This is a genomic window from Amycolatopsis sp. CA-161197 (genome assembly GCF_050942255.1).
Taxonomy (GTDB): Bacteria; Actinomycetota; Actinomycetes; order Mycobacteriales; family Pseudonocardiaceae; genus Amycolatopsis.
This window is the reverse complement of record NZ_CP192059.1, coordinates 199576-221091: the sequence shown is the minus strand read 5'-3', so window position 1 is coordinate 221091 and position 21516 is coordinate 199576. Positions and strand designations below refer to the sequence as shown.

21 protein-coding genes are annotated in these 21516 nt (G+C 69.7%); 11 read left to right on the top strand and 10 right to left on the bottom strand.

What is annotated here, in order from left to right:
• The first annotated feature begins 25 nt into the window (after positions 1–25).
• The 3 genes from ACQPXB_RS01070 (at position 26) to ACQPXB_RS01060 (ending at position 4692) form a co-directional block, all read left to right on the top strand.
• A complete protein-coding gene (locus tag ACQPXB_RS01070) occupies positions 26–1552 on the top strand; it encodes an MFS transporter (protein ID WP_432849143.1) in 1527 nt (508 codons plus the stop codon).
• 93 nt (positions 1553–1645) lie between these two features.
• Positions 1646–2875, top strand: a complete 1230-nt coding sequence (lhgO, locus tag ACQPXB_RS01065) for an L-2-hydroxyglutarate oxidase (RefSeq protein WP_432849142.1) — start codon at positions 1646–1648, stop codon at positions 2873–2875.
• 110 nt (positions 2876–2985) lie between these two features.
• Entirely contained in the window at positions 2986–4692 is a 1707-nt protein-coding gene (locus tag ACQPXB_RS01060) for a hypothetical protein (protein WP_432849141.1), read from the top strand.
• Positions 4693–4714: 22 nt separating this feature from the next.
• Here ACQPXB_RS01060 and ACQPXB_RS01055 read toward each other — a convergent pair whose 3' ends face one another.
• A complete protein-coding gene (locus ACQPXB_RS01055; protein ID WP_432849140.1) occupies positions 4715–5722 on the bottom strand; it encodes a DUF3558 family protein in 1008 nt (335 codons plus the stop codon).
• Positions 5723–5837: 115 nt separating this feature from the next.
• Positions 5838–7109, bottom strand: coding sequence for a serine--tRNA ligase (gene serS, locus ACQPXB_RS01050; protein ID WP_366577151.1), 1272 nt, complete (start codon positions 7107–7109; stop codon positions 5838–5840).
• Between the two features lie 166 nt (positions 7110–7275).
• Between serS and ACQPXB_RS01045 the strand changes: the two genes are divergently transcribed.
• Positions 7276–8568 (top strand): aspartate aminotransferase family protein, encoded by a 1293-nt coding sequence (locus ACQPXB_RS01045; protein WP_432849139.1) that lies wholly within the window; start codon positions 7276–7278, stop codon positions 8566–8568.
• A 96-nt stretch (positions 8569–8664) separates the two neighbouring features.
• Here ACQPXB_RS01045 and ACQPXB_RS01040 read toward each other — a convergent pair whose 3' ends face one another.
• The 4 genes from ACQPXB_RS01040 to ACQPXB_RS01025 are packed head-to-tail and all read right to left on the bottom strand — an operon-like array spanning position 8665 to position 11844.
• Positions 8665–9570 (bottom strand): haloalkane dehalogenase, encoded by a 906-nt coding sequence (locus ACQPXB_RS01040; protein WP_432849138.1) that lies wholly within the window; start codon positions 9568–9570, stop codon positions 8665–8667.
• 38 nt (positions 9571–9608) lie between these two features.
• Entirely contained in the window at positions 9609–10061 is a 453-nt protein-coding gene (locus tag ACQPXB_RS01035; RefSeq protein ID WP_364043855.1) for a DUF350 domain-containing protein, read from the bottom strand.
• Positions 10062–10116: 55 nt separating this feature from the next.
• A complete protein-coding gene (locus tag ACQPXB_RS01030; RefSeq protein WP_364043852.1) occupies positions 10117–11283 on the bottom strand; it encodes a glutathionylspermidine synthase family protein in 1167 nt (388 codons plus the stop codon).
• Complete coding sequence (locus ACQPXB_RS01025) at positions 11284–11844, bottom strand: hypothetical protein (RefSeq protein ID WP_366577145.1); 561 nt, start codon at positions 11842–11844, stop codon at positions 11284–11286.
• A 167-nt stretch (positions 11845–12011) separates the two neighbouring features.
• Here ACQPXB_RS01025 and ACQPXB_RS01020 point away from each other — a divergent pair, with 167 nt between their 5' ends.
• The 3 genes from ACQPXB_RS01020 to ACQPXB_RS01010 all read left to right on the top strand — a co-directional run bounded on the left by ACQPXB_RS01020 (position 12012) and on the right by ACQPXB_RS01010 (position 14365).
• Positions 12012–13016: a septum formation family protein gene (locus tag ACQPXB_RS01020; protein ID WP_432849137.1), complete on the top strand. Its 1005-nt coding sequence runs from the start codon at positions 12012–12014 to the stop codon at positions 13014–13016.
• Position 13017: 1 nt separating this feature from the next.
• Positions 13018–13368: a metallopeptidase family protein gene (locus tag ACQPXB_RS01015; protein ID WP_432849136.1), complete on the top strand. Its 351-nt coding sequence runs from the start codon at positions 13018–13020 to the stop codon at positions 13366–13368.
• A 502-nt stretch (positions 13369–13870) separates the two neighbouring features.
• The gene (locus tag ACQPXB_RS01010; RefSeq protein ID WP_432849135.1) at positions 13871–14365 is read left to right on the top strand and encodes a hypothetical protein; all 495 of its coding nucleotides are present in this window, start codon (positions 13871–13873) and stop codon (positions 14363–14365) included.
• Positions 14366–14369: 4 nt separating this feature from the next.
• Here the strand turns inward: ACQPXB_RS01010 and ACQPXB_RS01005 are convergent, their stop codons facing one another.
• Positions 14370–15020, bottom strand: a complete 651-nt coding sequence (locus ACQPXB_RS01005; protein WP_386943644.1) for a DUF4232 domain-containing protein — start codon at positions 15018–15020, stop codon at positions 14370–14372.
• 103 nt (positions 15021–15123) lie between these two features.
• Between ACQPXB_RS01005 and tenA the strand changes: the two genes are divergently transcribed.
• Entirely contained in the window at positions 15124–15804 is a 681-nt protein-coding gene (gene tenA, locus ACQPXB_RS01000; protein ID WP_387082952.1) for a thiaminase II, read from the top strand.
• Positions 15805–15855: 51 nt separating this feature from the next.
• On the opposite strand, the gene ACQPXB_RS00995 is transcribed toward tenA, so the two are convergent.
• Complete coding sequence (locus ACQPXB_RS00995) at positions 15856–16470, bottom strand: histidine phosphatase family protein (RefSeq protein ID WP_432849134.1); 615 nt, start codon at positions 16468–16470, stop codon at positions 15856–15858.
• The gene (pheA, locus tag ACQPXB_RS00990) at positions 16467–17372 is read right to left on the bottom strand and encodes a prephenate dehydratase (RefSeq protein WP_366577131.1); all 906 of its coding nucleotides are present in this window, start codon (positions 17370–17372) and stop codon (positions 16467–16469) included. The genes ACQPXB_RS00995 and pheA overlap by 4 nt, the downstream gene beginning before the upstream one ends.
• Positions 17373–17470: 98 nt before the next feature.
• On the opposite strand from pheA, the gene ACQPXB_RS00985 reads away from it, so the two are divergent.
• The 3 genes from ACQPXB_RS00985 to ACQPXB_RS00975 all read left to right on the top strand — a co-directional run bounded on the left by ACQPXB_RS00985 (position 17471) and on the right by ACQPXB_RS00975 (position 19553).
• Positions 17471–18103, top strand: coding sequence for a macro domain-containing protein (locus ACQPXB_RS00985; RefSeq protein ID WP_432849133.1), 633 nt, complete (start codon positions 17471–17473; stop codon positions 18101–18103).
• Between the two features lie 139 nt (positions 18104–18242).
• A complete protein-coding gene (coaA, locus tag ACQPXB_RS00980) occupies positions 18243–19175 on the top strand; it encodes a type I pantothenate kinase (RefSeq protein ID WP_366577128.1) in 933 nt (310 codons plus the stop codon).
• A 195-nt stretch (positions 19176–19370) separates the two neighbouring features.
• Positions 19371–19553, top strand: coding sequence for a hypothetical protein (locus tag ACQPXB_RS00975; protein WP_366577126.1), 183 nt, complete (start codon positions 19371–19373; stop codon positions 19551–19553).
• A gap of 260 nt (positions 19554–19813) precedes the next feature.
• Here the strand turns inward: ACQPXB_RS00975 and ACQPXB_RS00970 are convergent, their stop codons facing one another.
• Positions 19814–21385 carry a hypothetical protein gene (locus ACQPXB_RS00970; RefSeq protein ID WP_432849132.1) on the bottom strand — a complete coding sequence of 524 codons (1572 nt, stop codon included), beginning with the start codon at positions 21383–21385 and terminating at the stop codon, positions 19814–19816.
• Between the last annotated feature and the right edge of the window lie 131 nt (positions 21386–21516).

Below are 21516 nucleotides of genomic sequence, written 5' to 3'. Positions count from 1 at the left end.
CAGGAGCGAACCACGGAGGCCCACCATGACCATCACCGCCGCATCGACCGCGCCGGCGAGAACGCTGACGCCAATGCGCAAAGCCGCCATCATCGGTGTCTGCGTGCTCGTGCAGATACTCACGGCCGTCGACCTGACGGTGCTGCACCTGGCGATCCCGGCGTTGTCCGAGTCGCTGCGGCCGACGACCACGCAGGCGCTCTGGATCGCCGACGGGTACGGGTTCGCGTTGGCCGGGCTGCTGATCACGGCGGGCAACGTCGGGGACCGCATCGGGCGGAAGAAGCTGTTGCTCGCCGGCGCGGCCGTGTTCGGGCTGGTGTCGGTGGCCACGGCGTACGCGCCGAGTGCCGAGTTGCTGATCGGGCTGCGGATTCTGCTCGGGGCGAGCGCGGCGACGCTGATGCCGTCGACGCTGTCGATCCTGCGCAACACCTTCACCGGCAAGGAACGCACGGCGGCGATCGGTGTGTCGAGCGGGCTGACGATCCTCGGGTTCGGCCTCGGCCCGCTCATCGGCGGCGCGCTGCTGAGCCACTTCTGGTGGGGTTCGGTGTTCCTGATCAACGTGCCCGTGGTGATCGTGCTGATCGCGGTCGGGATCTTCGTGCTGCCGGAGTCGCGCAACCCCGCGCCCGGGCGGCTGGACGGCGTCAGTGTCGCGCTGTCGCTCGTGGGCATCCTCGGCGTGGTCTACACCATAAAGGAGATCGCGTACGAAGGCCTGAACCACTGGGACGGCTACGCGGCGGCGATCCTCGGCGTCGGCAGCCTGCTCGTGTTCGTGCTGCGCCAGCCGCGGCTGGCCGAGCCGCTGATGGACCTCCGGCTGTTCCGCAACCGCGCCTTCTCCGCGACGGTCGTGACCACCGTGCTCGCCATGTTCGCGCAGCTGGCGGTGAGCGTGATCTCCACGCAGTACTTCCAGCTCGTCAACGGGTGGTCGCCCCTGAAGTCGGGGCTGGCGGGCCTGCCGGGCATGGGCGGCGCGCTGATCGGCGGCACGCTCGGCGCCGTGCTGATCAAGTCGCTCGGCCGGGCCGGCACGGTCACGCTCGGCTGCCTGGCCTCCGCGATCGGGTTCGCCCTCTACAGCCGCACGGACGTCGGCACGGCGTATCCGTACCTCGTGGTGACGATGGTGGTCTTCGGCATCGGTCTCGCGCTGATCCTCACCGTCGCGACGGACACCGTGCTCGGTGTCGTCCCGAAGCACCGCGCCGGCGCCGCGTCGGCCATCTCCGAGACGGCCACGGAGCTCGGCGGCGCGCTGGGCATCGCGGTGCTCGGCAGCGTGCTCGGCTCGCTGTACCGCCAGGGCCTGCCCGCGGACGTCCCGGCGCCGGCCCGCGAGACGCTGGCCGGCGCGGCGCAGGTGTCCGCGCAGCTCCCGGCCGGTCCCGGGGCGCAGCTGCTGCACACGGCGCGGCACGCGTTCGTCGGCGGCCTGCAGGTCACGATGCTCGGCGCCGCGGGCCTGATGGTGCTGGTCGCGGGCGTGGCGTGGTTCGCGCTGCGCGGGGTGCCGAAGGTGCTGGACGAGGCCGAATAGACCACGCTCCGGTCCGCGGTGGGCGGAGGTCCACTTCGGACCGGAGTTCGTCAACGGGTCACCTGATCCGTGAAAAACCGCACTTCAGACCACTTGGGGCTACGCAAGCGACGCCCAGGTCGCGTAGCCTTTCCGTCCGTGCGTAACGTCGTGGTGATCGGTGGCGGAATCGTCGGCCTGGCCGTGGCCTGGGAGCTCTCCCAGCGGGGGCAGGACGTCACGGTGCTCGAGAAGGAGAGCCGCTGGGCGGCACACCAGACGGGGCACAACTCCAACGTGGTGCACGCCGGCCTCTACTACAAGCCGGGCTCGTTCAAGGCGCGGATGTCCGTGGCCGGCAATCGGTCCATTGTGGACTTCGCCCGGCAGTACGGCGTGCCCGTGGAGGTGTGCGGGAAGCTCGTGGTGGCCACGAGCGAGTCGGAGCTGCCGGCCCTGAACACCCTCGCCGAGCGTGCCGAGGCCAACGGCGTGCCCGCCAAGAAGGTCACCCCCGCCGAGGCGCGCGAGTACGAGCCCGAGGTGGCGTGCGTCGGCGCGCTGCGCGTGGAGTCGACGGGCATCATCGACTTCCCGGCCGTCTGCGCCGCGCTCGTGCGCCTGCTCGACGAGGCCGACGCGGACCTGCGGCTCGACACCGAGGTCCTCGGCATCCGCCCCGGCGCCCACGGCGGGGTGGAGGTCGCCACCGCCACGGAGGTCATCCACGCCGACGCGCTCGTGAACTGCGCGGGCCTGCAGTCCGACCGCGTGGCCGAGCTGGCCGGCGTCACCCCGAGCGCGCGCATCGTGCCCTTCCGCGGCGAGTACTACGAGCTCAAGCCCGAGCGTCGCCACCTCGTGCGCGGCCTCATCTACCCCGTGCCCGACCCGACGCTGCCGTTCCTCGGCGTGCACCTCACGCGGATGCTCGACGGCAGCGTGCACGCCGGTCCCAACGCGGTACTCGCGCTGCGCCGCGAGGGCTACCGCTGGGCCGACGTGTCGGTGAAGGACCTCGCCGACGTCGCCCGCTTCCCCGGCGCGTGGCGGCTGGCGCGCAAGTACGCGTTTCCGACGGGGCTGGAAGAGGTGCTGCGCTCGTTCTCCAAGAAGCGCTTCGCCGCCAGCCTCGCCCGGCTCGTGCCCGCCGTGACGGAGGACGACATCGTCCGCCACGGCTCCGGCGTGCGCGCCCAGGCGCTGCGTCCCGACGGCTCGCTCGTCGACGACTTCCTCATCGAGACCGCACGCGACCAGGTTCACGTGCTCAACGCGCCGAGCCCCGCGGCGACGAGCGCACTGGAGATCGCGAAGCACATCGCCGACCAGGTAGCCGCCTGAGCTGCGCGAACAAGTTCGCGGAAAGTTTTTGGGATTTCCGTGAACCGTCCGGCCCCCTCGTTCCGTGTGTTGGCCGCACGCGGAAGATCACGCTGGAGGTCCCGGAAGCCATGAACCACAACGCCTCGCACTTCGGTGAGCCGGCCACGACGTTCCTGAAGCCGAACAGCGGCCAGGGCCCGGCGGACCTGGGCCGCGTGGTTCAGGCGGTGGCCCGCCCCGGTTCGGCCCGGCCGCTGCGGGTCGACGTGGCCGGCGGTGGCCCGGTCGGGCTGATCTTCGCGTGCACGCTGCGCTCGATGCTGGGCGACAAGGTCAAGATCCGCGTGTTCGACCGCCGCTGGATGCGCCGTGACGGCCGCATCGCCTGGCAGGGCACGGCGGAGGGCAACAACCGTCGCGAGCAGGTCGTCACGCTGCAGAGCAACGTGTGGGGCCAGCTGCCGATGCTCGTGCGGCGCCGCCTGTTCACCCCCGGCAACTACTCGGAGATGTGGCCGCTGGGCCCCGACTCCCCCACGCACCGCGGCCGCCCGCGCAACATCAAGGTCCGCTGGATCGAAGACTGCCTGCTGGAGATGGCGCAGGACTTCTACGGCATCGAGCTCATCCCCGAGCCGTACGCGCAGCCGAAGACCTGGGACGGCCTCGACGTGCTCGCCATCTGCGACGGCGCCCGCTCGAAGACGCGCGAAGACCTCAAGGACGCGTTCGGCCCGTCGAGCCGCGACCTCTACTCCGTGGGCGGGGAGCCACTCGACGAGACCGTGCTCGGCATCCGCATCAAGGGGAAGGTGCCCGACGAGCACACCGTGCCGCTCACCGTGTGCCAGAACCGCTTCCTGTTCAACTCGCTCGGCGGCGGCTTCATCAACATGCGCCTCACCGCCGAGGAGGCCTCGGAAGTCCTGGCCTACGGCGAAAACGGCCCGGTTCCGTGCATCGGCAAGTTCGGCTGCACCATGCGCCCGGACGGCGACAAGTTCGTGTGCGACCGCCACCGCTCGGTGTTCAAGCCGTCGGTGGACAAGCTGTCGTTCCTGTGGCCGCGCATCGCCGACGGGGTGAAGTTCTTCGGCGCGACGATGGCCGACATCGTGGGCATCACGTCGTTCAAGCTGGGCATGAAGCAGAACCCGAAGTTCACCGCGCAGCTCGCGCCGTCCACGTACGCGTTCCTGCTCGGCGACGCGGCCAACTCGCTGCACTTCTGGCCGGGCCGCGGCCTCAACACCGGCGTGAAGAGCGTGCAGTCGCTCGCCGCGAACCTCGCGTCGCGCTGGGCCGGGCGGGCGTTCCGCGCCGCGGACTTCGCGCCGCACGAGGGCCTGATGCAGCAGCTGCAGTACCGCGAGAAGTCGCGCGCCTGGACGACGATGCTGATCCCCGACGAGAACGGCCTGCCGCGCGGCATCGAGGACCGGATCCGCGCCGGCCTGACCAGCAAGGAAGACCGCCAGGCGCTGGCCGACACGCTGTACAAGCGGCTGCTGGCCGTGAAGTCCCGGCTGGAGGGCCGCATGGGCGCCCTGGCCGACGACGCCTGGTACCGCTCGCGCATCAACTCGCTCGACGTGAAGACGCTGGGCGTGATGGTCGAGTCCGGCGCCTGGATCACCCGCGAGATCGGCGGCGACGAAGTGGCGGTGAACATCGAGGTGGCGCCCACCGACACCAACGCCTCGGAGCCGACGCGCCGCGCCCCGTCTCCCCAGCGGCCGGCCCGCCCCGCGTCGCGCAACATCCCCGCGTCACGCAACATCCCGGTGGCGCGCACCGCCCCGGCCGGGCCGCGCCGCCCCGCCGGTGTGTCCTGACGCGACAGTCCACTCAGGACGATCAGGCCGGGAGGTTCCCCGACACCAGGGGAACTCCCGCCTTGACCGCGTCGCACGCCTTCGAGGGGTCGTCGAGGTACCCGGACACGATCTGGATCGACGACGTCGGCGTGACGGCCAGCCCGGCGCCGCAGTTGACGCCGCCGGAGTCGTTGAAGTTGGCGAAGATCGACCAGTGGTGACCGTTGGCGTCGATGGTCGAGACCGGCGGCACGTCCATGCCGGGCCACTGCGTCATCGGCAGGTCGGGGCCGAGCCACACCTCGAAGGCCTTCTGGCCGCGTTCGCCGTCGGTGTCGTCCCACAGGCAGAACACCGCGTTGGGCACGACGCTGGAGCTCTGCTTCTCGCCCTGCGGCGCCACGTGCAGCGACGCGGCCTGATCGGGCTTCAGCAGCGTGCACGGGTCCAGGCCCACCAGCGGCCCACTCGGCGGCGCCGCGCTGCTCGGCGCCGTCGGCGTGATCTGCGGCGCGGGCTGCCCACCCGGCAGGTGTGCGGCGACCTGCGGCACCGCCTGCTTCGCCGCGTCACACGCCTTGGTCTCGTCCGGGTTGGACACGCTCACGAACGCATACGACTTCGGGCCGAGCGTGGTGTAGAGGTCGCAGCTGCCGGGGATGAACGAGCCGTAGCGCGTCCACTGGAACCCACCGGACGCGAAGGGCGGCGCCTTCACGACGGCACCCTGGAGGTAGTCGTCCAGCGGCTGGTCCACCGACCAGCCGACGGTGAGGATGGTCAGCGCCGCACTGTCGTCCTTGCTGTTCCACAGGCACATCGCGGGCGTGCGCAGCTTCTCGCTCGCCGCCTGCCCCTTGCCGGGCCCCCGATAGCCCAGCGCGTCGACCTGCTGCTGGTCGACCAGCGAACACGCGTCCACGACCTGCTGCACCGGCCCCTGCCCCGGGACCGGCCCCGCGACGCCCCCGACCCGCACCGTGCACCCGGCCACCACCACGGCCACCCCGGCCACGGCGACGGCCGCCCGGACTCCCCTGAACCCCATCGGCGTTTCCTCCTCGCGCCCGAACCCTAGCGGCCGCACCGGGCTCGCACCGGCTATCCGGAGAAACGGCAACGGCCGGGACCCCGCAGGGTCCCGGCCGCGTAAAACACGCCGATCAGCGCTTCTTCAGCGGCTCCAGCACCTCGCGCCCGCCGACGAAGGGGCGCAGGGCTTCGGGCACGCGCACCGAGCCGTCGGCCTGCTGGTGGTTCTCCATGATCGCGACGATCCAGCGCGTGGTGGCCAGCGTGCCGTTGAGGGTGGCGGCGATCTGGGGCTTGCCGTTGTCGTCGCGGTAGCGCACGGACAGGCGGCGGGCCTGGAAGGTGGTGCAGTTGGACGTGGACGTCAGCTCGCGGTAGGTCTCCTGCGTGGGCACCCAGGCCTCGCAGTCGAACTTGCGGTGGGCGGACGTGCCGAGGTCGCCCGTGGCCGTGTCGATGACGCGGTAGGGCACCTCGATCTTGGCGAGCATCTGCTCTTCCCAGCCGAGCAGGCGCTCGTGTTCGGCCTCGGCCTCGGCGGGCGTCGTGTAGACGAACATCTCGACCTTGTCGAACTGGTGCACGCGGATGATGCCGCGGGTGTCCTTGCCGTACGAGCCGGCCTCGCGGCGGTAGCACGACGACCAGCCGGCGTAGCGGCGCGCGCCGTCACCGAGCTCGAGGATCTCGTCGGCGTGGAAGCCCGCCAGCGGGACCTCGGAGGTGCCCACCAAGTACAGATCGTCGTCGCGCAGGCGGTAGACCTCCGACGCGTGGGCGCCGAGGAAACCGGTACCGGCCATGATCTCCGGACGCACGAGCGAGGGCGTGATCATCGGCGTGAAGCCGTTTTCCAGCGCCTGCGCGATGGCCATGTTGAGCAGCCCGAGCTGCAGCTGCGCGCCGACGCCGGACAGGAAGTAGAACCGCGAGCCCGACACCTTGGCGCCGCGCTCCATGTCGACGGCGCCGAGGCCCTCCATGAGGTCCAGGTGGTCGCGCGGCTCGAAGTCGAACTTCGTGGGTTCGCCGACGGTCTTGAGCACGGTGAAGTCGTCTTCGCCGCCGACGGGCGCGTCGGGGTGCACCAGGTTCGGCACGGTGCGGAAGAGCTGGTCGAACTCCTCCGACGCCTCCGTCTGCTCGACCTCGGCGGCCTTGACCTGCGCGGACAGCTCCTTGGCGCGCGCGAGCAACGAGGCCTTCTCCTCGGGAGCGGCCTTCGGGACGAGCTTGCTCACGGACTTCTGCTCGGCCCGCAGCTTGTCGGCGTTGGCGATCGCGGAGCGGCGGCGGGAGTCGAAGCCGAGCAGCTTGTCGACCACTCCTTCGTCCTCACCACGGGCACGCTGCGACGCGCGCACGGCTTCCGGGTCTTCGCGCAGAGTCCTGGGGTCAATCACGGAAGAAAGGGTAGTCGCAGGCCAGCAGGCCCCTCGACGCGGTTTGCCCTTCGTCGTCCACGGACAAACTGTGCGGCCCTCGTCGCAGGACGGAGCAGTCTGATCGTTGTCGCCCGTTTCCGGCGCTGCCCATACTCCGAAGAGGCCGAGACGGATGGAGAACGACATGACCGACGAGCTGCTCGCCCGGCACCGGGCGGTGTTGCCGTCCTGGATGGCGCTGTTCTACGACGAGCCGATCGAGATCGTCCACGCGCAGGACCGGCGCGTGACCGACTCCAACGGGCGCACGTACCTCGACTTCTTCGCCGGCGTGCTCACCAACTCCATGGGCTACGACGTCGCCGAGATCAGCGACGCCGTGCGCAAGCAGCTCGACACCGGCGTGCTGCACACGTCCACGCTGTACCTGATCCGTGCGCAGGTGGAGCTCGCCGAGCGGATCGCCGCGCTGTCGGGCATCCCGGACGCGAAGGTCTTCTTCACCAACTCCGGCAGCGAAGCCAACGACACCGCGCTGATGCTCGCCACGCAGTTCCGCGGCAGCAACCAGGTCCTGGCGATGCGCAACTCCTACCACGGCCGTTCCTTCGGCACGATCGCCATCACCGGCAACCGCGGCTGGTCCGCTTCGTCGCTTTCGCCGGTGAAGGTCAACTACGTGCACGGCGGCTACCGCTACCGCAGCCCGTTCCGCGACCTGTCGGACGCGGCCTACATCGACGCCTGCGTGGCCGACCTCGTCGACATCCTCGAGACGGCCACCTCCGGCGACGTCGCCTGCCTGGTCGCCGAGCCCATTCAGGGCGTCGGCGGCTTCTCGCTGCCCCCGGACGGCCTGTTCAAGGCCATGAAGGAGGTGCTGGATTCCTACGGGATCCTGTTCGTCTCCGACGAGGTCCAGACCGGCTGGGGCCGCACGGGCTCGCACTTCTGGGGCATCCAGGCCCACGACGTCGTGCCCGACCTCATGACCTTCGCGAAGGGCCTCGGCAACGGCCTGGCCATCGGCGGCGTCGTCGGCCGCGGCGACGTCGTGGACGCCATCAACGCCCAGTCCATCTCGACCTTCGGCGGCAACCCCGTCGCCATGGCCGGCGCGACGGCCGTGCTGGACTACATCAAGGACCACGACCTGCAGGCCAACTGCGCGGCCCGCGGCTCCCAGCTGCTGTCCGGCCTGCGCGCCACCTCGAACCCGCTGATCGGCGAGGTCCGCGGCAAGGGCCTGATGGTCGGCATCGAACTCGTCCAGCCCGGCACCACCGCCCCACACCCGGCGGCCGCCAAGCAGATGCTGGAGGAAACCCGCGCCCGCGGCCTCCTCATCGGCAAGGGCGGCCTGCACAACAACGTCCTGCGCCTGGGCCCCCCGATGACCCTGACGGAAGCCGAGGCCCAGGAAGGCCTGGGCATCCTGGTGGACGCACTGGCGGCCACCCACGCCGCTCTTTCCTGACCCAAGCACCCCAATGTGGCGTTCGTTGCGCTCAACGCACCGAACGCCACATTGGGTGCGCTCAACGCAACCAACGCCGCATTGGGGTGTTCCGGCTCAGCCGCGGACGAAGCGCGCGACCTGTTCCGCCAGTTCCTCACCCGCGTCTTCCTGCAGGAAGTGCCCTGCTCCCGCGATCACCGGGTGCGTGCGGCCGGCCGCGCCCGGCATCGTGCGCTGCAGGATCGGTCCCATCGCGCCCGTGATCGGGTCGCCGTCGGAGAACGCGACGAGGAACGGCAAGTCCAGCGAGGACAACGTCTTCCACGCCGCCCGGTTGGCGTCCGAAGCCGGGTTGTCCGGCCGGTACGGCACCAGGCCCGGCATGGCCCGCGGGCCGGCCTTGTACATCTCGTTCGGGAACGGCGCGTCGTAAGCCGCGCGCACCGAATCGGGCAACACAGACCGGCAACCGGACTGGATGAACCGCCCGATGTCCAGCACCTGCGCGTTCTCCACGGCCGCACGGAACTGGTGCCACACCTCAGGCATGTCCTGATCACCCGTCGGCAGCCCGGTGTTCGCCGCGACAACGCCGGCGAACCGCGAAGGGTTCTCCGCCACCAGGCGCAGCCCGATCAGCCCGCCCCAGTCCTGGCCGACCAAGGTCACGTCACGCAGGTCCAGCGCGTCGAAGGCGAAGCCCCGCATCCACGACACGTGCCGCGCATACGTGTGGTCCACGATGTCGCCCGGCTTGTCCGACCGGCCGAACCCCACAAGATCCGGCGCGATCGCGCGCAGGCCTGCGGAAGCGAGCACCGGCAGCATCTTGCGGTACAGGTACGACCAGCTCGGCTCGCCGTGCAGGAGCAGCACGGGCGGTCCGTCGGCGGGGCCGGCCTCGACGTAGCCGACTCTGATCAGGCCGCCGTCGGGGTCGGCGAGCTCCGCGTACTGCGGCTCGTAGGGGAACTCGGGCAGGTCCGCGAACCGGTCTTCCGGCGTCCTGAGCAGTCGCACGGTTCCACGCTAGTGGGAACGGGACCGCAAAGCAGCACTCAGGAAATGCCGACCGCGACCACGAGGCCCAGCGCCAGGTGCGCGGCGGCGACGACGATGCTCGCCGGCGCGAACTTCTCGCTCTCGATCGTGGAGCCGACGTCGATGCGGGTGGCCCACTCGAGCAGCCGCACGGCGATCACCTGGACGATGATGCCGAGCAGACCGTAGACCAGCGACGTGATCAGGCCCTCGGTGAGGTCGCTCGCCGAGTTGAAGATCGCGACGACCACGATGAACGCCATCGACAGCAGCCCGGACGCGGTCACGATCACCGCGTTGGGCAGGCCGCGGTGCACGAGCTGTGAGAGCTTGCCCGGGGTCGTCCAGTCGATCGCCCAGAAGCCGGCGAACATCAAAAGCAGGCCGACGACGCCGTACAACAGGATCGCGCCGATCCCGCGCAGCAGGTCGGAGCCGAACGTGTCGGACAGCGCAAGGGTCGTGGTCACAGCGGTCTCCCAGAACGATCAGTGCTAACCGTGCAGATCAGGCGGGGAGGTTGTATCACGACTCGGGGATGCGGTGCGGGACGAACGCGGCACCGTCGTCGGTGACCAGCCCGCTCGTCTCGCGGATCCCCAGCCCGGCGGACGAGTCGCCGACGATCCACGCGCCGAGCGCCGGCCGGTAGCCGTCGAACTCGGGCAGCGGGTCGAACGCCTGGTAGACGTAGCCCTCGGCGCCGTAGACGCCGTCGGTCTGGGTCTCGTAGCCGGTGGCCACGATCTGCACGTTGGCGCCCTCGCGGCCCAGCTTCGGCTTGCGCACGTACTCCGTGAGCAGGCCCGGGTCGTCGGTGAACGCGGGCAGCAGGTTCGGGTGCCCGGGGTAGTTCTCCCACAGCACGGCCAGCAGCGCCTTGTTCGACAGCAGCATCTTCCACAGCGGCTCGACCCACAGCGTGCGCGGCATCGTCTCCACGGCGAAGCGGCCGAACTCCTCGTCGACCACCCATTCCCACGGGTAGAGCTTCACGACCGTGGACATCTGCGCTTCTTCGAGGTCCACGAACCGCTTGAGCACCGGGTCCCAGCCGATCTCCTCGATCGAGAGCCCCACGGTGTCGAGCCCGGCCTCCGCGGCCGTCTCCTGCAGGTACGCGGTGGTCACGTGGTCCTCACCGGAAGGATCGGCCGAGGACCAGGTGAAGTGCAGCTCGTTGGACGGCAGCTTGTCGCCGATCTCGCGCCAGCGCTCGACGAGCTTCTCGTGGATGGAGTTCCACTGGTCGTCGTTCTCGAAGACGGTCGTCTTCCAGTGCCACTGCAGCACCGACGCCTCGAGCAGCGTCGTGGGCGTGTCCGCGTTGTACTCCAGCAGCTTGGCCGGCGACTTGCCGTCGTAGCGCAGGTCGAAGCGCCCGTAGACGTGCGGGTCCTGCCGCTTCCACGACTCGGCGATGTGCGGCCAGACCCACTCCGGGATGCCGAACCGCCGATAGCCCTCTGTGGTCACGACGTTGTCCACGGCCTCCAGGCACATGGAGTGCAGCAGCTCGACGTCGGCTTCGAGCGAGAGGACCTCGTCCATGTCGAAGACGTAGTGCACCGACTCGTCCCAGTACGGGCGGGCCTTGCCGGCGCCGTCGCGCGCCGGGGTGCCGTAGACGAGGCCCTGTTCCTCGACGATCCGCTGCCAGTCGCGCCGCGGCTCGCTCCGGTCGCGATACACCTATGAGCCCCCGCTCTTGCCGGTGCCGCCCGTGCCGCCGGACGTGCCCGTCTTGCCACTGATGCCAAAACCACCGCGTTGCACCGTTTTGCCCGACTTCGTCGAGACGTTCGTGTTCCCCGACGGCGCGGTGAAGGTGCCGCCGGCTACGCGCTGGCCGATGGTGCCGGTGCCGCCGTAGTTGTAGCGATAGCTGTTGAAGCCACCGCCCACGAGCGGGATGATCCAGAAGCCGCCGCTCTGGTAGCCGTGCTGGCTGGTGACGTAGCTCTCGTCGCAGAACTGGTCGTTCTGGATCACGCCGTTGGCGTCCGTGCACACGGCGGTCTCGTTGGTCGGCTTGGCGACCGTGTAGAACGTCGCGACCAGGCCGGCCAGGCCGACGGTGACACCGCTGCCGATGAGGATCTTGCGCTTGGTCGCGGCCTTCTGGTCGGCCTTGCGCGCGGCTTCGGCGGCCTCGGCCTCCTCGCGTTCCTGGTCCGCGATCGCCTGCCGGCGGGCGCGCTGCTCGGCGAGCGAGGGCTCCCTCGGCGTGGTGCTCTCGTTCTGGAACCGCATGGATCCGCGCGGAGTCGGCTCCGTTGGCGGCTCTTGGGGTGGCTGGGCCCCATTGCTGTCGTCCTGCGTCATCTGCGCTCCGTAATCCCCCGGCACCGCGAAGTCTCTTCCCACACTAACGACCCGGGACGCGCACGGCTCGTGCGGCGCGGGCATCATGGGTATCGATGTCTCCCGACGCCGAGCGGTTCCACTCGCCACTGCAGACCCTGACCACCCGCGTGGTGATGGCCGGGGTGTTCCTGGGTGCCGTGATCGCACTGGGGCTGTCCGTCGCGTTCTCGTGGACGGACTCCTTCGCGGGTGGCGCCGGTGGCGGTGAAGGCAAGCTGTCGGCCGCGGCCCAGGAGGCGTTCCAGTCTCCGCCGGGCAGCTGCCTGACCTGGAACGCACCGGACGCGTCCGACGTGCGCAAGGTCCCCTGCACCCAGTCGCACCTGTTCGAGGTGACGGGCCTGGCCGACGTCGGCGCGCAGTACAACGCCGAGGCGCCGTTCCCGAACCTCGACCAGTGGCAGCAGATCGCGCAGACGAAGTGCAACGCCGACGTGACGCCGTACCTCGGGCACCCGCTCGACCCGTACGGCAAGCTCACGACCAACCTGCTGCGCCCCAGCGCCGACCAGTGGGCCGACGGCGACCGCCAGCTCCGCTGCGGCCTGCAGTGGGCCGGCCCCGGCGGCGCCCTGCAGCCCACCACCGGCCCGGCGAAGACGCAGGACCAGTCGGCCGTGTGGGCGCCCGGCACCTGCCTCGCTCTCGTGGGCAAGGGCGTGGGCGACCCGATCGACTGCAGCCGCCCCCACTCGTACGAGATCATCGCGACGCTCGACCTGGCCACCCAGTTCAAGGACGGCTACCCGGACCAGGACAAGCAGGACAAGTGGCTCGACACCGAGTGCCACAAGGCCGCCGACGACTACACCGGCAAGGCCGACCTCAGCGCCAAGAAACTCATCCTCGGCTGGGACCTGCGCGAGCAGGAAAGCTGGGACGCCGGCTCCACCAAGGTCAACTGCAAGGTCGCCGCCCCCCTCGGCGACAACAGCGGCTTCGTCGCCGTCACCGGCAGCGTCAAGGACAACGCCGGCCAGCCCGACGCCGCCGGCCCACCCTCCGACAACGGCGGCGGCCAGAGCAGCGCCCCACCCACCAGCACCGGGTCCCGCTGACATGCCGGTCGAAATGACCCGCGCGCGCTTCGAGGAGCTCGTGTCCGAGGCCCTGGACCAGGTCCCACCCCAGTTCGCCGAGGCGGTGGACAACGTGGGCGTCCTGGTCGAAGAGTTCAACGACGAGTCCCCCACCATCCTGGGCCTCTACCACGGCGTCGCCCTCACCCGCCGCACCACGAACTACGCCGGCGTCCTGCCCGACCGCATCTCCATCTACCGCCGCCCCATCCTGTGGATGTGCTCCACCGAGGCCGAGGTCGTCGACCAGGTCCTCATCACCGTCATGCACGAACTGGGCCACTACTTCGGCCTGGACGACGACCGCCTCCACGAACTCGGCTGGGGCTGACCCCCGCACCCAACGCGGCATTCGTTGCGCTCAACGCACCCAACGCCACATTGGGGCGCTCCTTGCCCCACTCACCCCCGGCCGCCCACAGACCTCGCCGCCCCACCCACCTCCGGCGGCCCTTGCCCCCACTCACCCGCCAGCCGGGCACCCCAACCCAACCCCCAACACACCCCTCCCCGAACCCTTCCCCCACCCAGCCCCCCGATTCTTTTCCCACAACACGGTAGGGATCGGCTTGTCAAGGCACGCTTTCCCGCCTTGACAAGCCGATCCCTACCGTCGTGACAATCAAAAATCGGGGTTCCCGCCACCCCCACCCCCGGCAATGGTGCGCTCCGCGCGCCGAGCCGACAGCAACCCGACAGCAACCCACCAGCACCCGCCACCCACCCCCAGATGACGAATCAGCTTCAACCCCCGAACTACTCCATCGAGAGCAGTGCCCACCGACGATTTTGGTGCTGAAATAGCACATCACCCGGCCGGCGGGAGGACGTGAATGACCGCACTCGACACCCCACCCCTGCCGGACGACGACCGCCGGACTCCCCAAGTCGACAAAGCCGAGACCGCCGACCCCCAGGACACCCCGGCACCACTCGGAAACTCCCGAAGACCCCTAGTCCTGGCCGCCACCGCAGGATTCACCATCGGAATCCTGATCACCGGCCTCCTCTGGGGCCTCTCCGGCCAACGTGGCGGCGCCAACGTCGACGCAGCAGCCGCCTGCGACGCCTTCGCCCGCGCCGGCCACCTCCCCGACACGACGAGCGGCTACGACCCCGCCGCCTTCACCCGCCTGTCCGACGACTCCGCCCACCGCATCACCGCGGCCTACGAACTCGCCCAGGCCGCAGCCGCCTTCGACGGCCAATACCAGCCCCTGGCCCAAAGCCTCGCCGGCGTCAACGGAATGGTCCTGTCCGGCCGCTTCGACAGCCGATCCGGACAGGACGACATCATCCGCATCCAGCAACTCTGCGCGAGAGGCTAGGAACTCAGGCCCGCCGCACCGTCTTCACCGCGAGCTGGTTGCCGGGCAGCTTGTCTCCGGCACACCCCGTCCCCGGGTCGGGCAGGAACTTCGACGCCGTCTCCTGCGGCAGGTACACCCGCAGGCCCTTCACCGCCGTCGGCTTGCACACCGCCGGGTCGAAGTTCGCGACCTGCGCGAACTGCACGTCCGCGGCGGCCGACTGACCAGGCTGCAGCTTGATCGCGTCACCCTTCGTTCCCTCGCGGAAAGCGGACAGGCCGACCTGGTGCCCGTCGTCGCCGGTCACGTAGGAGACGCCGGGGAAGCCCTGGATCGTGCAGGACTTGCCGCTGGAGTTCTTGATCAGGATCGGCCGGTAGACCGAGCCCGCGCCCGCGTCGCCCTGGCCGAGGGAGAGCGTGACGTCGCCGGCCTTGCACAGGCCGTTGTCCACCGGCCGGCCGGACGCCGGCGTGCTGTCCGAAGAGGACTCGGACGAGCTGGCCGTGGGCGCCGGTGACGTGTCGGACGTGCTGGCCGAGGTGTCGGAACTCGGCGTGTTGCTCGCGGTCGGCGTGGTTCCGCTACCACAAGCCGACAACAGCAGGGCGCCGGACGCGCCCAACGCAGCAAGAAAGACCAAGGGAATCCGTGGTTTTGTCGTGCTTACCATTTCACTTGCCTCCCCGTGCTGGGTAACCACCGTTCAGTGGACGTGCGACCTCCGCACCGGGTTGCGCCGGCATCGTGAACTCTTCACCAGACGGAAGGCGATCATGACGGGCTTTTCTCACCAGGCATGGCAACACACGGTGAAACTACAACACGCCATGTCGGTCCACCCGTTCAACGAAGAGCTCGCGACCGGCACTTTGTCGCGCGAGCGATTCCAGTTCTACCTGGTCCAGGACGCGCGTTACCTCGTCGGCTTCGGCCGCGCGCTGGCGGCCGCGGCGGCCAAGGCACCGGAGGTCGACGACGTCGCCTTCCTCGCCGGAGCCGCGCGCGACGCCATCGTGATCGAGCGCGAGATGCACGAGAGCTACTTCAAGTGGTTCCGGCTCTCGGAGACCGATCTGGCCGACATCGAGACGTCGCCGACGTGTGTCGCGTACTCGTCGTTCCTGCTGGCCACGGCCCACACGGGCAGCTACGGCGAGCTCCTCGCGGCGCTGCTGCCGTGCTTCTGGGTCTACCAGAGTGTGGGCGCCGGGATCCTCGCGCGACAGTCGCCCGAAACCGACAATCCGTACCGGCCGTGGATCGACACGTATGCGGGCGACGAGTTCGAAGCGACCGTCCGCACGGGCCGCGACGCCCTCGACCGCGCCGCCGACGCCGCGGGCGAGGCGACGCGCGAAAAAATGCTCGCCGCATTCACCCGGGCGTGTGAGTACGAGTGGATGTTCTGGGACAGCGCCTACCGCCAGGAAGGCTGGCCTGTGTTTTCTGCCTAGGCTCCGCCTAGGCGCGCGAGATCGCCTCAAGCCGATCTCGCCTCGTGGTTGCTATAGGGGCGTATCGACCCACGTCAGGCAGCGCCAGCCGTCAGGCCGGGCCTCCAGCTCGACGACGCCCGTGTTCGGGATCAACGCGCTGCTCGCCAGGTCGGCGGGGACGTTCGGCGCCAGGAACTCCGCGCCGAGCCGGATCGCGCCACCGTGGCTGACCAGGACGACGATGCCGTCCGGGTCGGTCTGTTCGTGCTTCGCTCGCAGGTCGTCAGCGGCACCGACCATGCGGGCCCGCACCTGGGCGCCCGACTCGCCGCCGGGGATGGCGGCGTCGAGGTCGCCCTCGGTCCAGCGCTTGGCCGTCTCGAGGTAGGTCCGGATCGACTCGGCGTCGGTGGCGCCTTCGAGGTCGCCCGCGTCCACCTCCTTCACGCCCTCGATCACCTGCACCTCGAGGCCGAGCACCTCGGCCAGCGGCGCGGCCGTCTGCTGCGCGCGCGTGGCCTGCGACGCGTACACGGCCACGATCGGCTCCGCGGCGAGCCGGCCCGCGAGCGCCTTCGCCTGCTCCTGCCCCAGCTCGGTGAGCGGCGGGCCGGGCAGCGCGGTGTCGAGCGCGCCCCTCACGTTGCCGTCGGTCTGGCCGTGGCGGACGAGGAACAGTCTCACGCACCTTCTCCCTTCAACACGGCGTCGACCCAGGCTTGGGCGTCGACGAAGTCCTGGTTGCCCGCGCCGGGCTCGACCGTGGCGGCGACGTCGTCGGCCCGCGGGTGCGAGCCGAGGAACCGCAGGTGACAACGGCGGCGCAGCGCGGCCATCGCGGAAACGATCCGCGGCTCGGCGACGTGGCCCTCGAAGTCGATGAAGAAGCGGTACTCGCCGAAGTTGTTGCGGGTCGGGCGCGCGTCGAGACGCGTGAGGTTGATGCCGCGGCTCGCGAGCTCGGCGAGCAGCTCGGCCAGCGTCCCGGTGCGGTTCACCGCCGCCGCGACGATCGACGTGCGGTCGGCGCCCGTCGGCTCGGGCAGTTCACCGGGGCGGCGGACCAGCAGGAAGCGCGTCTGCGCGTCGGGCACGTCGGCGACGCCCGTGGCCAGCTCCTCCAGCGCGTAGTGCTCGATGGCGACCGGGGCGGACACGGCGGCGTCGTAGGTGCCCTCGACCACGCCGACGGCGGCCGACGCCGTGGACGAGGACGCCACCACGGTCGCGCCGGGCAAGTTCGCCTCGAGCCACTCCCGCACCTGTGCGAGCGCGTGCGGGTGGCTCGCGACGGTGCGGATCTCGCCGCCGCCAGGACGCGTCAGGACGCTGAAGTGGATGGGCAAGATGGTCTCCGCGACGGCGACCAGGGGGTCTCCGTCGCTGAGGCCGTCGAGCGTCGTCGGCACGACGCCCTCCACAGAGTTCTCGATCGGTACGCACGCCGCGTCGGCCGCGCCTTCGCGCACGGCCGTGAGCGCCAGCCGGACGGTCTCGTAGGGGGTCAGGTCCTCGCCCGGCGCGAGCGCACGGGCGGCCTGTTCGGTGAACGTGCCCTGAGGGCCGAAATACGCGATCCGCAACACGACCGCCAGGCTACTTACAACACACGTGTCGGTTTTCACTCGGACAGCCGGTACGCCAACCGGTTACGCCGGGTGGCTTTTTTTGCCATGCTTGAACCGTGACCGCCGAATCGGGCACACACACCGGGCGCGAGGACATCGGCCCGCCGGTTTCGTCCCGGACGCCGGAACTCGTGTTGTGCGCCGTCGATGAACCGCTCGCCGCCGCGTGGACCCACGCCCTCGGCCGCCTCGAAACCGAGGCCGCCGCGGTCCGGGTGCACCGTGGTTCGGTGCTGGACGTCGTCGCCCAGGCCGTGGTGAGCCCCGCCAACTCCTACGGCTGGATGCGCGGCGGGATCGACGCCGTCTACGCGCGCGCGTTCCCGGGTGTGGAGCAGAGCGTGCGCAGCGCGGTCTTGGCTTCGTACGGCGGAGAGCTGCCCATCGGCGAGGCCGTGATCGTGCCCACGGGCGAGGCCGAGCCGGCGTGGTTGATCAGCTCGCCGACCATGCGCGAGCCCGGCGAACTGCTGCCCGCGGACACCGTGCACCCGTACCTCGCGGCGCGCGCGGTGTTCCTGCAGTGGCAGCACGGGATGCTCGAGGAAGGGCCGGTGCGCGAGGTCGTGGACACCATCGCGATGCCCGGCTTGGGCACCGGCGTCGGCGGCGTCGACCCGGCCACGTGCGCGCGCCAGGTGACCGCGGCGTGGGAGGAAGTTTTCGGCCGCCGCCGTAACCCTCGGTGATCGCGCTGGGCAACGGTTCAGACCGCGTGCAGCACATCACAGCGCGTTCACGCGCGGTAGGCCCTACCGTTGATGGAGCGTTACTCGCAAGGTAGTGCCCAGTACGGAGCCAGCGCAGGCGACGGCCGAGGAGTGTGCGATGCCACGGGTCCGTGAACTCAGTCCCTACGTCGAGCTTCACCGGGAACAGTGGCGGGAGCTGCGCAGCTCGACCCCACTGCCCCTCACCGCCGACGAGCTGGTCCGGCTGCGGGGTCTCGGCGAGCAGATCGACCTGGCCGAGGTGGCCGACGTCTACCTGCCGCTGTCGAGGCTCATCAACCTGCAGGTCAAAGCGCGGCAACAGCTGTACGAGGCCACGACCACGTTCCTCGGCGAAGAGTGCGTGAGCACGAAGGTGCCGTACGTGATCGGCGTCGCCGGCAGCGTCGCGGTCGGCAAGTCGACCACGGCCCGCATCCTGCGCACGCTGCTCGCCCGCTGGCCCGACCACCCGCGCGTGGACCTCGTGACCACCGACGGGTTCCTGTACTCCCGCGACGAGCTCACCCGCCGCGGCATCATGCACCGCAAGGGCTTCCCGGAGAGCTACGACCGGCGCGCCCTGCTGCGCTTCGTCACCGAGGTGAAGTCCGGCGCCGAACGCGTGTCCGCGCCCGTGTACTCGCACCTCGCGTACGACATCCTGCCCGGCCAGGAACAGGTCGTGGAGCGCCCGGACATCCTCATCATCGAGGGCCTGAACGTCCTGCAGCCCGGCCCGCGCCTGACCGTCTCGGACCTCTTCGACTTCTCCATCTACGTCGACGCGCACACCGACGACATCGAACGCTGGTACGTCGAGCGCTTCCTGAAGCTCCGCCACACCGCCTTCTCCGACCCGGCTTCGCACTTCCACCACTTCGCCGGCCTGGACGACGACGAAGCCCGCGAGGAAGCGCGCCACCTGTGGAGCACCATCAACGAACCGAACCTCATGGAGAACATCAAACCGACCCGCCCGCGCGCCACCCTCGTGCTGCGCAAGGACGCCGACCACTCCATCAACCGCGTGCGCCTGCGCAAGCTCTGACAGCGTTGTTCGACCGCTCTGTCACCCACATAGCCCTCTCCAGCCCCACTTCCTCACCCTCCGCCCTCCGACCTCGGCCGATCGGCCAGTTCGGAGGGCGGCTTCGTAACCAGTTGGCCGATACCGGGCGAGCGTCGTGAAAGCGACCCTGAACAGAAGGGAAATTCGCATCCTGACCTGGGAAGGAGGCCCCCGGTGTTCTCAATCGTCCTCACGTGGGTCGGCGCAGTACTCGGACTGGCCCTCTTCGTCGCCATGGCCGCCAGCACCTTCCTGGTCGACCTGGACGAAGCCATGCGCGAACGCCGCCGCAAGGCCGCCACCGCAGCCGCCGCCGTCCCCGTACCCGCAGTCCCAGGCCAAACCCCAACGGCATAAACGACAAAGCCCCAGCCACACCGGCCGGGGCTTTCTTTTTTTTAGCCACCCACACAACCGCACCAGTTCACACACTCACCAGTGCACCCAGACCCACCCCTGCACCTCGATCCCCGCCTTCCACGCGGTCTGGACTATTTGTCAAGGCACGCTTTCCCGCCTTGACAAATAGTCCAGACCGTAGTGACACTAAAAAATCGGGGTGCCGCTCCGCCATTCCCAGCGCAATGATCCGCGCCAGCGGATCGAGCCACCTGCGATCACTCCACCGCAGTCAACGCCTCCCGATACCCTTCCAAATCATAATCCAACCGATCCTCATCATCCTCAGCCTCTTCCAGCTGCCCCTCCAGCACAGCCACCAACTCCCCCAAAACCTCTTCCCTCGTCAACCCCTTCTCGATCAGCTTCTGAGCCGCCACCCAAACCTCTTCAGGCGAGTCCTCCCAAAGCTGATCCACCACCGACGTCTCCAACGCCAGCCTCAACCCATCCGCGCCATCGAACTCATCATTGGCCAGCGATTCGTGATACTCCGGATGCCCACCAATAACCAGCATCCGCCTCTGCTCCGGATCCGACGGATCCAAATCCGTCAACTCCTCATCCCCGATCACCGTGGACAACTCCGGCACCGCGAACCGTCGCCGCTCCACAACCCCCAAAACCTCTTCAGCGGATTCCGTCCCATCCAGATAATCCGAAACATCATCCTCTTCGGATTCATCTTCATCGGACAAATACTCCGCCAAGTACTCCTTCACGTCCTCCACGAGAGCAGCCGAAGCAACCTCCGACAACCCATTCCGCGCCGCCGCCCACGAAGCCCACGCCAACACCACCGGCGGGACGAGATCCTCATCCTCGACCTCGTAGTCCCCACCCAGCAACGACTCCAGGAACCGCGCCAGCTTCTCCGGCCCGACCCGCAACGGATCCGCCGGCTCCGTCCGGCACCCGTGGTCCACCAGCAGCCGCGCCACCGACCGCGCCGCCTCGACGTCCGCGAACGACACCTCCCCGAGGAACTCGTCCACCACCGCGTCGCGTCGCGAATCCGGCCATTCCTCCACCCCACGAGCAGCCGAGGGCTCCGGCAACGCCCGCAACCACGCCATCGCCACCGCGTGGAACCGCGTGTAGTCCTCACCGACGTCGGGCTCGTCCATGCCATCCGTCGCGGCGATGCCGTCGAGCAGCAGGCGGTGCGCGTCGGCCGGGTCGACCTTCTCGAGGACCACGAGCTCACCGTCGTCCGCGATCTGCGTGCGCATCTCCGCGAGGACCTCGTGCGGCTCGTCGATCACCACGAGGTCGCGGACGCGGCCGAGCTCGGTGAAGTCGAGCAGCGCCAGCAGGCCGAGCGTCGCGTCGCCGCGGGAGAACGTGCAGAGCAGCGAGGACTCGTCGCCGTAGACGTCGCCGGTCCGCCAGATCTCACCGACCGTGACGCGGCCGACCTCACCGGCCCACTCGGGCTCGGGGATGCCGCGCGAGAGCACGACGGCGAGGGCGTCGGCGGCCGCCGTGCGCTCCTCGTCGGTCTCGGCCAGCACCTTCAGCGCGGCCAGCAGCGCCGCGGCGCCGGGCGTGATCTTGCGCTGCGCGAACGCGATGAGCTCCAGGCCCAGCTGCTCGCCGCCCTCGGGCTCACCCTCGATCGTGAGGTCCCACCACTGCCCGAGCACCTCGGAGGCGAGGAGCTCGACGTCGAACGGACCGGGCTCCACCGCGACGGTGGAGAAGTCCCGGAGGACGTCCTTGAACAGGCCGTTCACGCTCGGCGTGGCGGGCTGGGGGGTCTTCTTGCGGGCGCGGCTCACCGGACTCATGCGGAACATCGTTGCATCGCTGGTGCGCGCGCGGATCCGCGGGACGCGCGGCCGCGGTGGCCCCGGGCGCGGTATCCGCCGCCGGCCAGGGAGCCGGCTGCGAAGAGGGACCACCGCGACGTCGCGGAAAA